General features: G+C 31.8%; 8 protein-coding genes and 3 pseudogenes. 10 read left to right on the plus strand and 1 reads right to left on the minus strand.

The genetic code is table 11. The features are described 5' to 3' along the window. Positions 1 to 30: 30 nt before the first annotated feature. The 6 genes from C7U54_RS03625 to C7U54_RS03645 all read left to right on the plus strand — a co-directional run bounded on the left by C7U54_RS03625 (position 31) and on the right by C7U54_RS03645 (position 12,545). Entirely contained in the window at positions 31 to 1,434 is a 1,404-nt protein-coding gene (locus tag C7U54_RS03625) for an Rrf2 family transcriptional regulator (protein WP_107029347.1), read from the plus strand. A gap of 303 nt (positions 1,435 to 1,737) precedes the next feature. Then, positions 1,738 to 9,468, plus strand: coding sequence for a Cna B-type domain-containing protein (locus C7U54_RS03630; RefSeq protein ID WP_107029348.1), 7,731 nt, complete (start codon positions 1,738 to 1,740; stop codon positions 9,466 to 9,468). Between the two features lie 12 nt (positions 9,469 to 9,480). After that, a complete protein-coding gene (locus tag C7U54_RS03635; protein WP_107029349.1) occupies positions 9,481 to 10,926 on the plus strand; it encodes a SpaH/EbpB family LPXTG-anchored major pilin in 1,446 nt (481 codons plus the stop codon). A gap of 39 nt (positions 10,927 to 10,965) precedes the next feature. Beyond that, on the plus strand, positions 10,966 to 11,319 hold the full coding sequence (locus C7U54_RS15080; RefSeq protein ID WP_241522563.1) for a sortase family protein: 354 nt from the start codon (positions 10,966 to 10,968) through the stop codon (positions 11,317 to 11,319). 7 nt (positions 11,320 to 11,326) lie between these two features. Continuing rightward, a complete protein-coding gene (locus C7U54_RS15085) occupies positions 11,327 to 11,815 on the plus strand; it encodes a class C sortase (protein WP_241522564.1) in 489 nt (162 codons plus the stop codon). A gap of 1 nt (position 11,816) precedes the next feature. Then, the gene (locus C7U54_RS03645) at positions 11,817 to 12,545 is read left to right on the plus strand and encodes an isopeptide-forming domain-containing protein (RefSeq protein WP_107029350.1); all 729 of its coding nucleotides are present in this window, start codon (positions 11,817 to 11,819) and stop codon (positions 12,543 to 12,545) included. Between the two features lie 86 nt (positions 12,546 to 12,631). Here the strand turns inward: C7U54_RS03645 and C7U54_RS03650 are convergent, their stop codons facing one another. Beyond that, the gene (locus C7U54_RS03650; RefSeq protein ID WP_158560162.1) at positions 12,632 to 12,796 is read right to left on the minus strand and encodes a transposase domain-containing protein; all 165 of its coding nucleotides are present in this window, start codon (positions 12,794 to 12,796) and stop codon (positions 12,632 to 12,634) included. A 41-nt stretch (positions 12,797 to 12,837) separates the two neighbouring features. Here C7U54_RS03650 and C7U54_RS03655 point away from each other — a divergent pair. From C7U54_RS03655 to C7U54_RS03670, 4 genes and pseudogenes are all read left to right on the plus strand, one after another. Further along, a pseudogene (locus C7U54_RS03655) lies at positions 12,838 to 13,038 on the plus strand (transposase domain-containing protein); the annotation flags it as partial. Positions 13,039 to 13,349: 311 nt separating this feature from the next. Next, positions 13,350 to 13,685: a ParB N-terminal domain-containing protein gene (locus C7U54_RS03660; RefSeq protein ID WP_107029352.1), complete on the plus strand. Its 336-nt coding sequence runs from the start codon at positions 13,350 to 13,352 to the stop codon at positions 13,683 to 13,685. Then, positions 13,652 to 13,849: pseudogene (locus C7U54_RS03665) on the plus strand (phospholipase D-like domain-containing protein); the annotation flags it as partial. The gene C7U54_RS03660 and the pseudogene C7U54_RS03665, both read left to right, overlap by 34 nt. A gap of 178 nt (positions 13,850 to 14,027) precedes the next feature. Beyond that, positions 14,028 to 15,461 (plus strand): annotated as a pseudogene (locus tag C7U54_RS03670) (phospholipase D-like domain-containing protein). The last annotated feature ends 16 nt before the right edge of the window (positions 15,462 to 15,477 follow it).

Raw genomic sequence — 15,477 nt, forward strand, 5'->3', positions numbered from 1 at the left:
AAAATAAATTCTTAATTTAAGGTAAAAATTATGCAATTAACAAGTACAACAGATTATGCTATTCGAATTATAAGTTATCTTACTGAAAAAAACGGAAGTGCTTCAGCTAATGAATTATCGGATGAACTTAATATACCAAATAGTTATATTCCAAAAATAATAAAAAATTTAAAAAATAATCATTTGATTAATGCAACAGAAGGCATGAAGGGAGGTTATTCATTAGCAAAATCTTCCGATGAAATCAGTTTATATGATGTCATATCTTCGACAGAGGTGACAATGGCAATAAATAAATGTTTAGAAACCAATGGTGTGTGTTCAAGAAATTGTATTGGTACATGTCGAATAAGAAAAATACTATTTAATTTACAAACATCATTTAATTATAAACTTCAAAGTATAACATTTAGAAATATATTAAATGATGAAAGTAAACAAAATCAGTATCTTTTGTTAAAAATTGATTTAAATACAGAAAAAATAGAAATTATTAATAGAAATAACATCGATTATGATTTTCTTGACGATATTAAAATATATACAGAGTTCGTGACTGAATTTCTTAAGCAATGTGTTTGTAGAGAAGATAAATTTTTAGTTAAAGATTTTTTACTAAAATCAATAAACGATAATTTTGATTATCAAGATATTGATATCAGATTTAAAACAAATAATAATTCATGTATGAATATCAATAAACACATCAACCAAAATATTATGTTTCTTACGTTTAAAATAGCAAATATTTTTACAACAATTGATACTAGAATTAATAGGTCTTCTTCAGAACAAAATGATATGATTGAAAATGAATTTTGGAATATGATTTCATTGTTGGAACTAGTGTTGGCTCATAATAAACTGGAAGAACCTCAAAGTATTCATAATATTTCTTATTTCACTGAACAGATTTATAAAGAGGTGCAATTAAATTATCCCAAATTAAATATATCAGATGAAGAAATAGAAAATGTTTCTAAACTAGCAACTATTCATGATATTGGTAAACTTTTCACACCATATGAAATTCTTAATAAAAAAGGTAAACTAACAAAAGATGAAATGGATATTATAAAAAAGCATCCTTTAAACGGTGCAAACATGGCATTAAAACTTCCTAAATGCGGAAAAGCAAGTAAACTTGTCCAATATGCATATAATATTTGTTTGTATCATCATGAAAGATATGACGGCCAAGGATATCCTAAAGGACTTATTGGTGATGAAATTCCTCTTTGTGCACAAGTAGTTGGACTAGCTGATGCCTATGATGCATTAATCAGTGAACGTCCATATAAAAGAAAAATTAATCATGGTGAGGCTGTGAGAATGATTGTTAATGGTGAGTGTGGAAGTTTTTCACCAAAAGTTATTCTTTCGTTTATTATTGCTTCTATGAATAAAACGTGGATTGAAAAAGTAAGTAAATAATTTAAATATTAAAGAGTAATCTAATTTTGTAAATTATGATTGCTTTTTTTATTACATTGCTTTTTACACATAGTTTACAAAAAATGCATGAATTCTTTTCCTATTCTGTGCATTATAGAAAGATTGTGAATATATTAGAATAATATTCAGAAATAATTATTATTTAAGATAAATTTTGCAATTTTATAAAAAAGTCGATATAAGAGGTAGCGTATAACTAAATCATCAATCACTTTATTGTAGAAAAACGAAGATATCTAAAATTTTAAAAGTTTTCTAGTTTCAGGAAGTAAGGTGATTTGTTTGTTAAACAAAATTAAAAAAATAATTTGTATAGACATAATGGTTTGGGTATGTGTTATCTCTTTGTTTTTACAAACTGTTGTTGTCTATGCGTTAAATTCATCTGATGATTCAATTTCAAAGGAAACTATTGTTGAAAATAACACAAGCTCACAATCAGATGATTCAATAGATATCAGTGATATTTATGAAAATAATGTAATAAAAATTTATAATACAAAACAGCTTCAAGCAATTGGCTCAAATTCAATTGTTACATCTACAGATAATGATGAAAGTAATTACGGTACTGGTCAACAAATTTCAGTAAATGATGAATATATAACATATTCTCTTTCTTCCAAGTATCAACTTATGAAAGATATTTCATTAAATGGAAATGACATATGGACTTTACCAAGCAACTTTACAGGCACATTTAATCATGGAACTGTAGATGAAAATTCAACATTGTATGATTCATCAACAGATACAATCTATATTTATAATGATTATCAATTAAAAATTATTCAATCGGATAATTCTGAAAATGAACCTGTCATGTCTCAAGATATGTTACCAGAGTGTGTTGGGATGGGACAACCTGTTTATTCAGATAATAGTTCTAATTATCTAACTTATAGCAAATCACATAACTATGTGTTATCGAAAAACTTTACAGGTGAGATGCCAGAAACTAAAGCAAATCAAATATCAAATATAAGTACTGAAAATTGTGAAGGACGAGATTTTAATGGTCAAGTTGTTAAAACGATTGGTGACAAAACTTATATTCTTATAGGCAATGAAGAACAGTTACGAAAAATAGGATCTGATGAAACTGTTTATGGTGCAGTTTATCAAGTTTATTTACATGCTGCCAATTGGTATGTAGATGAAGATGAAAATGGTAATCCGATAATGCTATATGGTGGAGATGCTGATTTAAAAAAATCTCAAAATGGTAATGCAAATTTTGAATTTGGAAAAAATAATATACATGATAAGGATAAAAAACAAAGTAAATATAGTTTGTATCCATATGTATGGGGAAGATGTGGAGTCAATCAATCTACTGGTGAAATTGATCCAACATTGGATATAGATAAAGCTACCAATCAAAAATATTCAACAAATGCTAATTACATTATCTTTAGAAATATTGATTTATCTAGTGATAATTGGACACCGTTGATGTTTCAAGGAACAATGATTGGTTCAAAGGGCGATGGTAAATCAACGTTATGGAATAATGATACTAGCGTTATCGATTATAGCAAAGCGACTGATTTAAATATAGGAGAAAAGCCTGTTATTTCTAATGTGAATGTTAGTCAAACATCTGAGTTGGATGTTGGAAAGCAAATGGGAGTTGGTTTCTTTGCTACATTATCAAACGAAGCAAGTAGTAGTGATTTGGGATTAAGTAAAGGAACTGTAACTGTAAAAAATCTTAAATTCAATAATATAACTGTTGATAATGAAACAACAAAAACAAAATTTGATCAAACGTTAATAAATGGATTAATTAGAACTTTAGGATCAACATTAGGAGCACTATTAGATGGATTAACATGGTTACTTACTTTTGGAAGTGTTGATGCTGGATTAACAAAAACACTCAGCAGTATTTTAAATGCTCGTAAGAATGACCCAACAGCTTTAGCTACGGGATGTTTTGCAGGTCGTGTAGTGGGGGATGTAGCAATATCTGACTGTGAACTGGATGATGTGAAAGTAACAAATGTCAATAGTAATACAGGTGGATTTATTGGATATATTTCAGGAAAGACGGAGTATGATGGTTTATCAAAAGGATTAGGTGGAACGGCTACTCTATTGGCAAAAATTTTAAATGTGATTCCTGGTCTTGGCTTAGGTGATTTGATTACTATTCTTTTAGGAAACGCTATTCCAGTAGATAAATTGATTCCTACAAAGTATATCAATGCCTATGTTGAAAATTGTTCAATCAATAATTTAACAGGAAATATAGGAACAAATAATGATAAGATTGAAAATTCTGGTGGATTTATCGGTCAACAAAAAGGAACTGTCGTAAAAGATTGCCAAATTACAAACAGCAACTTCAATGTCAAAGCTAATAATTATAGTGGCGGATTTGTAGGATTAGCTAGAGATGATGTCATAGAAGGTACCTTATCGGGTGCTTTAGATATAGAAACTCAATTGCCTAAAATGAATCCTGAAAATTTGTTTTTAAATTGTTCAGTATCTGCGAGTGATTTGACAATTTCGGGCAATGGATATCAAGGTGGTTTTGCTGGAGCAATGGCCAACACGTCGGCTATAAATTGTAATGTTAATGTTAGTGATAAATTAACGGTATCTTCCGGTGGAGATAATTCTGGTGGCTTTGCTGGAATCGCAACAATTGGATGGGTTGCTGATTTAGGAAAAGGTGATACGAAAGATAACTTATTAGGTGGAGTTGTTGACTTAGTTGTGAAACTTTTAAGCAGTAATCAAAATGCAACATCATCATTACTTTCTCTTGCTGGTGTGAGTCCTTCTCATATATTAGGATGTCAAATAAATGCTCCATGCAGTGTTGAAGGAAAAAATTACACAGGTGGATTGATAGGCAGAGGTGATGGTGTTTATCTTACAAAATCTAATACCGATAATTTAAATAAGGTTTCATATTTTAAAAATAATATCTTTTCAATGGATGGAATCGAAGAAAAAAATATCATTATTAATGGTTTGAAATCCGTGGATGGTGAAAATTGTGTTGGTGGTATTTCTGGCTCAGTGGGAACAGCAAGTGTAGCAGGACTTTTAAATACAACTTTAGGTGTTGCAGAATATTTAGGATTTAATGCTAATTCTATTTCACTTACTGGTTCTACAGAAGGTATAACTATTGGTGGTAAAGGAAAAAGAGTTGGTGGTGCTTTTGGTGAAGCAATCGGTGGTTCTATTAGTTCGGTTACAGTAACAAATTTAAATAATATTTCAGGAGAAAATATTGTAGGTGGATTTATAGGCGTATCTGGTCCAGGTGATCTTGCAGGAACTGATAATGGTTTGACAGTAAATCTTTTAGGATTAAATTATATTTTAAAATTAAGCAATCTTCTTTCTTTGGGACAAGCAGTTGAAGTCAATATAGATTCTTCGTCTGTAAGTGGTATTAATTCTGGATTTACTGTAGAAGCTACGGGATCAAGAGAAGATAATTCAACAACTGATTATGTAGCAGCTGGATTTGTTGCTAAAAGTAATAGTACAAAAATAAATGATGCAAAAGTTAATAATTTGAAAACAGTAACTTCTACAGATGATGGAGGTTACTCTGGCGGATTTATTGGTATTTCAAAAACAGGCGGTTTAGCTGAAGTTGGAGATGAAACGGAAATAAAAAAATTGATTTCGGCTAATGGATTATTAAATGCTGTAGGATATTTAATTCCGTCATATCAACAATGTTATGTAAGTTATGTAGATAATGGTGGTGTACGAGGAGATATTGCAGGAGGATTTGTTGGAGATTTCCAAAGTGGTATTGTAGAAAATGATGAAAATAATGCTTATGCAATACAAAATATTTCATATGTTAAAGGAAAAACTTATGCAGGGGGCTTCGGTGGAAAGGTTTATTCTGGAGCTTTAGCAGATTCAACAAAAGGAATAAGTATTTTAGGCGGTTTAGCAGATTTGAATATTCAAATCTCTGATTTATTGAGTTTAATACAGGTTTATATTCCTATTATTAAAAATGCTGGTGTTCAATCTAATGGATTGGTCGTTAGCTGTGATACATATAAGTCAACGGATTTAAATTCAGGTAGTGCTGGCGGATATATAGGTTATGGTAGTGCTGTAAGAGTTTCTAATAGTAGTGTAACTAAGTTAAAACATACAACAGTAAAAACACCTAATGCAAATATTAATGATACAGACAGTTCTTCTTATTTTGGAGAGTCTTCAAGTTATGCCATTTCAGCACCTAAAAATGCTGGAGGCTATGTAGGAAAATTAGATATAGGTTCTACGGCATCTGTTGGTGGTGGATTGAAGGCATTGGGAACAAATATAAATTTGGCAAATATTTTATCTGCGTTAGATGTAACAGCTTCTAAAATTGAAAATTCAGATGTAACTGGTGCGGTTGGTGGTTTTTCTGTTAAAGCAAATGGTTTGGCTGAAAATAAAACAATTGGTAATGCAGGTGGCTTTGTTGGAACTGATTATGGTTCACAAATTCAAAATAGTAATGTCAATAATTTCTCTTACATCATAGGTCAAGAAACTGCTGGTGGTTATGCAGGAAATATTCAACCAGGAAGTGTTGCAGATGTATTAGGTAAAACGGAAATCTTAAAAGGATTAATTTCAGTAGATAGTTTAACAAGTGTTCTACAATCATTTATTCCTATGATTTATAACTCTCAAACTACTTGTATTCCTTGTGGTGGAGCAGTTCGTGCAGATGCCATAAGCAATGAATCATTAAGAGGATGTGCAGGTGGTTATGTAGGATATAACCTTGGTGGGCGTATTGAAGGTAATTCTACAAGAAAATGGAATGGTGAAATACCTACAGTTCAAAAAGAATGTGCAGTCTATAGATTAAGAGCTGTTTATGGATATGAATATGCTGGAGGATTTAGTGGCAGAACGGATTGTGCCAATACAGTTGATACGGGAAATATCAGTGTTCTTTATGGACTCATTAATTTAGATAATCCATTATCAGCTTTGAGTGCTGTTTATCCAACTGAAACGAATACAGCAACTTATGGACCACTTCGAGGTTTAACAACTGAAGTATGGAATTCTTGGGTAAAAGCAGTAGGAGTAAATGGTGCTTATGGTAAAAAATTCCAAGAACTTGGAGAAGTTGATAATCAAGACGAGTTAGATAAAATTATTGATCAATATGCCTATGGCTATGAAGTAAAAGCTGGAAGAACAAATGCTGGTTCAAACGATTATCAAGGCGGCATTGCTGGTGGTTATGTTGGTCAAATGAATGGAGGAGAAGTAACTTTTGCTAATGCTAGAGATTTAAAAGATGTTACAGCTTTAAAAAGCAGTGGAGGTTTTGCTGGTGAAATGATTTCAGCCGGAGTTGCGAATGTTGGAGATGTAAACTTAGAAAAGAAATTAAATGTGGTAGGCTCACTTCCAATATTGCAAAGTTTCATTCCTGTGGTAAAAACTTCGTCTGTTATAGGTTATCAATCAGGAGCAACAATATCTACTACTGGAACTGATTTTGATAATGATGAAGGAAACAGTGGTGGATTTGTTGGAAAAGTTGTTGGTGGAAAAATAGAAGGAACACAAGATCAATATTGTTTGGCTGATCAATTAAAAGTAATCAACGGTAGTCAAAATGTCGGTGGCTTTGCTGGTAATATTCAACCAGGAAGTGCTGTGACTTTGAATACTTCATCCAATACAGGATTATTATCAAAACTGCTTAAGTATTTATTAGGCAATGCAGGAGATCTTGCCAAAGTATTGAATGCAACTCTTTCAATAGTTGACTATGCTAAGGTGGATGCATGGAATGATTATGGATTAAGTGTTAACGGTTCATATACATTAGAAAACGATGAAACTACAAAGTATGCAAAACAAGTAGGTGGTTTTGTAGGTAATGCGGGAGGAGCAATTTTTGGTGATAAAGATGCAACTTCAGTGAGAGTTGAGGTAAATAATATTAGAAATGTTGTTGGTGGAAGAGATGTTGGTGGGTTCTTTGGATTGGCGGATGTTTCTTCTGTTGCTCAAGTTGGAAATGATGATTCTGATCAAATTCTAAATCTGATTAAATTAGGAAATATTGATGTATTAGATGCCTTTAGAACTTATGTTTATCAAGCAAAAGTAACTGGATCAAATGATAATGGACTTTCAGTATGTGCAAATGATGAAAGTCAGGAAGGAACATTGGACAGTAAAGTACAGACAGGAAATGCAGGTGGATTTGGTGGAAGCTTGCTAGATGGTTCAATAAAAAATTCGAGTGTTACTGGATTAAATAAAGTCAAAGCTAAAAACTATGCCGGTGGTTTTGTTGGTCACATGGGAAAGAGTGGTGTGGTTGATCTAGATGAAGCTGGTGTTGGTACAGGAAAATTATTAAATGCCACAGCTGGTGTCTTAGATATTTTTGGTTCTCATAGTGACAACTGTTCAGTTATTGGTATTCCAGTTGGATTTACTATTTCAAGTGAAAGTGGTAAGGAACCTATTTCTGGTGGTTTTGTTGGTTATGCTGATTTAGGAAGAATGAGCAATTGCAATGTAGAAAACATAAAGAAAGTGGCTAGTGATCAAATAGCAGGAGGCTTTGTTGGTAAAACAAGTTTTGAATATTTAGCTAATATTGACTTAGGTTCTAGCTATTTATTGGATCCGATACTTTCAATCGTCAATAAACTTCTAGATATTCTATATGTGGGAGATTTAGAAAATGTTGGCCTTATAGATATCAATTTAGGTTCACTATTAAAATTACAAGTTTTAGCTAAAGGAAATGCTTTATCAGTTACTTTGTTAGGATTAACTATTTCAGTAGCACTTGATAAAGATAGAGGAGATGGAACAAGTGACCTGGCAAAAATAACAATTGGTGATTCTTATATAGAAATCCCATGTTCAAATATTGATGGAAATCATATTGCTGACAGTGAGAAAGAAAATATTAAAGTAGGACTTATCAAATCAAACAGAACAAAAGTAGATGGATGCTCGATAACAGGTATTCATGATGGATATGATGTTTTTGGTGGAAAAGCAAATGATTCACATGATGGAAGTGAAGAAAATGGTCAAGCAGGTGGATTTATTGGTTATAACAATGAAGGATTGATTGAAAACAATGAAATGTATTTAGCTGATACGATTAGAGGAACAAGTAATCAAATAGGACCTTTTTCTGGAACAACGTCTTTAAATTCTAGTTATGACTTTAATACAAAGAAGAATATTGAAGGTAAAGATAATACGTACAGGATTTATAGAACAAGGAGTGATTCCTTGATTGATATTATAAAAAATTCATCTTTGTATAGTAAAAAGGATTCAGATTTTGATAATTGGAATGTCTTCAAAATAAGCCATTATGATAAGGTACAAAAATATGATGACTTAAAAGATGCCAAATTAGCAAATGAAACAGAAAGTGAAACCGTTGATTTAAATGCCTATGTCTCTCCAGCAAAAGCTGTATTGATGGATGATACAGAAGTATCTGATAACGAAGAAGGTACGACACCTGTCCCTTCAGATACACAAGATCCTTGCAATGAAAAAGTAAACATTACTATCAATAAGCTATGGAAAGATTTAAGTGATAAACAAAAAGAACGTCCAGATACGATTACAGTGACGTTAACAAGAACATATATGAAAGGAAGTGATGAAATATCAGAGAAAGTAGGGGATTATACTTTATCAACTAATGATGTAACTGATTCTAAAAACACTTGGCAAACAATTATTAAAGGATTAGATGCCTATACAACATTAGATGATGGAAGTAAAGCTTATTATACTTATTCAGTTACAGAGTCCGAAGTAGAAAATTATATAACGTCTATTGAAGAATCTGATGATGGATATACGTTTACGATAACAAATAAAGATATGCCTCTTTTACCAAACTTAGGTGGAAAAGGAACAATGTTATTTGTTTTAGTAGGTATAGTAGGTGTATTAGCAGTTTTGTTATCGTACAAAAAAAGTAAAAAAGCGAATAATATTAAAGAATAGAGGAATATGAAAATGAAAAACAAATTAAAAAAAGTAATAGCATATGTACTTTCGTTCATGATGTTATTTACTATGTCAGCAATGAATATCAGTTCAGTATCTGCAGCAAGTACAGGCAGTATAACTGTTCATACTGGTAAACATGATGTAAATGGTGTTAATTTCAATGCTTACAGATTAATGGATGCAACTGTATCAGGAAATAAAGTAAGTTATTCAATTAGTTCTAATTTTACAGGATTTTTCACAGAAGAATTACTTAATGGGACAACTGGTGATGATATAGATATCAAAGCTTATAATTATATTAAAGCGAATGTTTCTACAACAAACTTTCAAAATAAGTTAAAAACATATATTGCAACAAATCAAATAAGTGCTGATGGTGCAGCAACAGGAACAACAGATACAAAAGAATATACAATTGCTGGATTGGCATATGGTTATTATGCAGTTATTCCTTCTGGTGAAGGATATACTCCTTCTTTTACAACAGTAAAATCAAGTAATGCAGTTGATGTTTATTTAAAAGGTAAAACACCTGATCCAGAAAAAACAATCAATAATAAAAAATATGATTCTGCACAAGTTGGCGATACTGTAGATTTCAAGGTTGAATCAATGGTTCCAAACATGACAGGATATAATCAATATTATTATATTTTTAAAGATACTATGACTGAAGGTCTAACAGTATCAAAAGACACATTAAATTTAGTAGTTAAAATTGGTGGTACTGTAGTAGACACTAGTGAATATACTTTAACAGTTGATAAAACAAATAGAATATTTACAGTTGAATTCAAAAATTTCTATACTAATCATGCTAAAGACGCAAATGAATCATTAACATTTACATATTCAGCAGTTGTTAATGAAAAAGCAATCAATGATACAAATACATCTACCAACAAAGCAGAAGTTAGTTATGGTAATGACCCAGATCATTTAACAACAGGAGCCCCAAGTGAAGTTAAAGTGTTAACTCATACATTAAAAATCAATAAAGTTGATGAACAAAATAAACCATTATCTGGCGCTGAATTTGCTTTATATAGAAATAATGTTGATAGTGGTAAATTAAAATTTGTTGATGAAGGAAATGGAACTTATAGAATTGCTACAATAGATGATGAAACTACTACTGATACATTAGTTTCTCCTGAAGAAGGAGTTATTACTGTAAAAGGATTATCAGAAGGAGATTACGTTATTGAAGAAACAAAAGCACCTGATGGTTATGCAAAATTAAAAAATACAATTAATAAAACAATTAGTGTAGATGGAAATGCTCCACAAACAGTAAATGTTGAAGAAAAAGTTACAAATAAAACAGAATCATGGTTACCAGAAACTGGTGGTATGGGTACAGTTATCTTTACAGTAGTAGGGGTTGTTGGTGTGTTAGCTATTCTTTCAACTTACTTTAAAAAAGGTAAAAAAAGAGAAGAAGCTTAATTGAAATATTAATTAAGATCTCTCATAGATATTAAATGTATGAAAGATATATTAAACAAAATTAAATTATTTGATGTTATTAGAGCTGTTTTATTAGTTTTTTTCCTAGGAATATTGCTTTATCCAACAGTAAGTGATTACCTGGGAAGAATTCACAGCTCACAAGCAGTTTCTTCTTATAATAATGAAGTAAAAGGAATAGATGAAGCTACAAAAAAACAAATGTTGGAAGAAGCACAGGAATATAATCAGTCATTGGTCAATACCACGAAATTATATGATCCATTTTCTACAACAGGTAAACCGAGTAAAGAGTATATGAATCTGCTCAATGTTTCTAAAGATGGCATGATGGCATATCTTCAAATACCTAAGATATCTTCAAATACCTAAGATAGATGTGAAATTGCCTATATATCATTCAACAAATAATGGTGTTTTACAAAAAGGTGTGGGGCATATGGAAGGTTCTTCTTTGCCTATAGGTGGAACTAGTACTCATGCAGTTTTATCTGGACATAGAGGATTGCCAAATTCAAAGCTGTTTACAGATCTTGATAAAATAAAGGTAGGAGATATTTTCTATATTTCTGTTCTAGGTGATACGTTAGCTTATGAAGTAGATCAAATTAAAACAGTATTGCCTTCTCAAACGGATGATATAGAAATTGTAGATGGAGAAGATTATGTTACGCTTGTTACATGCACACCTTATTCCGTTAATACTCATAGATTGCTTGTAAGAGGAAAAAGAACGGATTACAAAGAAGCAATAAAGAAAACACCGAATAAGGTCAATAATGGTATACAAATTCCTTATGAGGTAAAATTAGCATTTTTAAGTTTTATTATTATAGGAATTATTATATTTATTTGGAGGAGGCGATAACATGATAAATGCAAAAAGAATATTTATTATTGTATTTACATGCTTATTGTCTCTTTCAATTAATAATGTTTATGCTCAAAATCATGGTTCTTTAACGATTCACTGTCATTATTTAGATGTACACAACCATATTTTTAATATTAGTCAAGATCATATTGCGTTGATAAAAATAGCTGATTATGATGGTAATGACTATCAAGTTTTAGATAAATACTCTAAACTTGTTACAATTAAAAAAGATATGTCAGCTTCTGAACAAAATGGAGTTACTACTAAATTGATGGATTATATTAAAAAAAATAATATTGATTATGATGAAGAATTAATAACCAATCAAAGAGGAGAAGCTACTTTTAGAGATTTAGACTATGGAATATATATAATCTATGAACATAATGAAAGTGAATTTGCATATAAGATGGAACCTTTTATTATTTCAATCCCACTTCTTGAAAAAGAAGATGACGGATCATATGAAAAGGATTATGATGTAGATGTTGAACCGAAGTATTCAAGAATGAGACCTGGAATTGATGAAGAACCAGATGATAAAATTCCTAGTAATGATGAGAATTTTAAGAAAGAAAAAAATTTCAGTCAAACATCTAATTACAAGGATAATCAAAAATTAAAAACAGGAGATTATTATAATCCTGAATATTGGTTATTACTTATGATTATGTCTATTATAATATTTATAATGTTTAATAGGGAAAATATTAAACATTAAAATTTTTAATATTATGTAGAGGAAAAGTAAGCGCCAAATAAAATAGTGTATTTAAAGAAGTCGATTGAATTGATATAATAATCAATTTAGTCGGCTTTTATTTCAAATTCTTCTTTTATTTCTTCACTCCATGGTAAGAACCAATCCAATTTCTTTGGATCTTCAACCAGATCTTGTTGAGGTAAATAATCCAGAATGAATTCAATATAATCATATGGATTAAGTTTATTGGATTTAGCTGTTTCAATCAAGCTGAAGACTGCAGCACTTGCTTCAGCTCCTTTAGTAGAAGTTGAAAACAGCCAGTCCGAAAGGAGCTACTGCTAGTGCTATTGTGTATACAATGGTTGAGATGGCAAAAGCGAATGATCTGAATATCTATAAATATCTGACATATCTCTTATCACAACGGCCAAACGATAAAATGTCAGATGAACAGCTGGAACAACTTGCTCCATGGAGCGAGACTGCAAAAGTGAACTGTCAAAACTAAAATAAAGTAAAACGCTTGCATCTATCATTTTGGTGCAAGCGTAATTCATGAGTAACGTAGCAATATTTTGCACTTACAACATTTGGGTTCCGCTCCGTTGTCACCCCTTATTCGGGGATGTAAATCAGAGAAAAGGCGGGAAAAGAAACAATCTCTCCCAAATCTGCAAACATAAATTAGCTGAAACAGTATTCAATTCTATTAGCTACAGCTAATGGTCAAACAGCAATGTCTGTTTGGAACTTTACTATTTATAAAAGTTCCAGGCAGGCATTTTTTAGTATCCTGAATCCTGGAGGAAAGGAGTCAAGATGACTGAACCAAACAGACAATCAGGAGAAAACGAAGAAAGAATCATAGAAATTGAGATTGAGCGTCTTCGGCCGTTCAAAGAGCTCCCCCCGTTTCAGATAAAAGATGATAAGGAAATGTTTCTTCTGCAGGAAAGCATTGAGAAGTATGGTATTTTAAATTCGCTGATTGTCAGACCGGTACTGGATGGATACTATGAGATCATATCCGGCCACAGAAGAAAATGTGCTGCGGAGAAACTGGGATACCGAAAAGTACCGGTGATTATCCGGGTATTAAGTGAAGATGATTCCATTTTAAGCATGCGTTATGTCTGGCTGCTAAGCGAGGGGTAGACGTAAGAATTATCACACCTGGTATCCCTGATAAAAAATTCATTTATAATATAACTCGTTCTTTTTATCATGGATTAGTTAAACATGGTGTTCGTGTTTATGAGTGGACTCCTGGTTTCGGTCATGCGAAAATGAGTGTGACAGACCAATATCAAATCGGATGAAGTGCATATTTGCGACTGGGACAATTATTTATGAGATTATTTGCTGGATTGCTATATCTAACAATCTGTTGTACAAAGAAGATTTTGCATGGATGAAAAAACAAACCTTGTTGAGGTTAAATTGAGATTGACTTTGTATTGTATAAGTATGAAATAAAAAGGAATCAGGTAATGTACAATGAAAAAGCATAAAATATGTAAAAACCTTCTTGTTATACTGGCAATTTTTTTATGTGTGGCTTTTTATGAATTGCTCGGAATCTGCGTTGCATATAAAAAGCAGCCGGAAGTGTCCAATACAACCAAAAAAGAAACAAAAAATGGGTCATGGAACGAATGCAGTGAAAATACAGAACGGGCAGTAATCATAGAAAAGAATCCAGAAGCGCTTTTACAAAGAGTGCGTTTGATCAAGAATGCAAAAAAGGAAATTATTCTTTCTACTTTTGCATTTCAATCCGATGAAAGTGGAAAATTGATTTTAGGAGCACTACATGATGCGGCAGACAGAGGTGTACATATTCGTCTGTTAGTAGATGGAATGGAGAGCTGGATTGATATGGAAGGAAATCCGTATTTCTATGGATTATCTTCCCATGAGAATGTTGAAATTAAACTGTATAATAAGGCCAATCCGTTGAAATCGTGGAAAATGATGGGTAGAATGCATGATAAATATTTGATTGCAGATGGAAAGAGATATATTCTTGGGGGAAGAAATACATACAATTATTTCTTGGGTGATTTTCCGGGACATAAGAACTATGACAGAGACGTGTTAGTGGTTTGCGATGAACCTGAGAAAGAAAATTCAGTTAACCAGTTGTCAGAGCATTTTGAAATCATATGGAATCAGGAAGACAGTGGTTATTTTCATAACAATAAAAAACTGGCAAATAGAAAATCTGTAAAGAACGCAGTTTTAGAGCTGCAGAACAGCTATCAGAAATATTTTGAAGAGAATAAGGAAAGAATCTGCGAGACCGATTATACGGACGAAACTTTTGAGACAGAAAAGATTACATTAGTGTCAAATCCTATTCACACAGGTTCCAAAGAACCAGTAGTGTGGTATCAGTTAGGAGAATTGATGAAAAATGCACAAAATCGTGTGAAGATCCACACGCCATATATTATCTGTAATGATATGATGTATAATACATGGGAGGAGATTGCAGAGAACGTTTCAGATTTTTCTATCATGACAAATTCAGTTGCGAATAATGGGAATCCATTTGGGTCTGCCGATTATGCGAAAAACAAAAATAGAATCTTAAGTACAGGAATTAATATCTGAGAATATGAAGGCGGTTATTCATACCACGGAAAAAGTATTCTGATTGACGATGATCTGTCTGTAATCGGTTCCCTTAATATGGACATGAGAAGTGCATATCTGGATACGGAACTGATGCTTGTAATACGCAGTAAAGATATTAATAAACAGTTGGAAGAGGGCATGATGGAATATGAAAAAGTATCCCGCCAGATATTAGAAGGCGGAACTTATAATGATCCATATCATGTAGAGCCGATCGAATTAACAAAGAAACGTCAGAGAAAAATATTTTTGGTACAGCATCTGCTTGGATGGGCAAGGTGTCTGTTTTAATAAGGAGGAAGGAAAA

Source organism: Faecalibacillus intestinalis (assembly GCF_003024685.1).
Taxonomy (GTDB): Bacteria; Bacillota_I; Bacilli_A; order Erysipelotrichales; family Coprobacillaceae; genus Faecalibacillus; species Faecalibacillus intestinalis.

Excerpts from the sequence above, each read along its gene's own strand:
- C7U54_RS03625 (WP_107029347.1), top strand. The coding sequence starts at position 31 with ATGCAATTAACAAGTACAACAGATTATGCTATTCGAATTATAAGTTAT.
- C7U54_RS03635 (WP_107029349.1), top strand. The coding sequence starts at position 9,481 with ATGAAAAACAAATTAAAAAAAGTAATAGCATATGTACTTTCGTTCATG.
- C7U54_RS15080 (WP_241522563.1), top strand. The coding sequence starts at position 10,966 with ATGAAAGATATATTAAACAAAATTAAATTATTTGATGTTATTAGAGCT.
- C7U54_RS03645 (WP_107029350.1), top strand. The coding sequence starts at position 11,817 with ATGATAAATGCAAAAAGAATATTTATTATTGTATTTACATGCTTATTG.
- C7U54_RS03660 (WP_107029352.1), top strand. The coding sequence starts at position 13,350 with ATGACTGAACCAAACAGACAATCAGGAGAAAACGAAGAAAGAATCATA.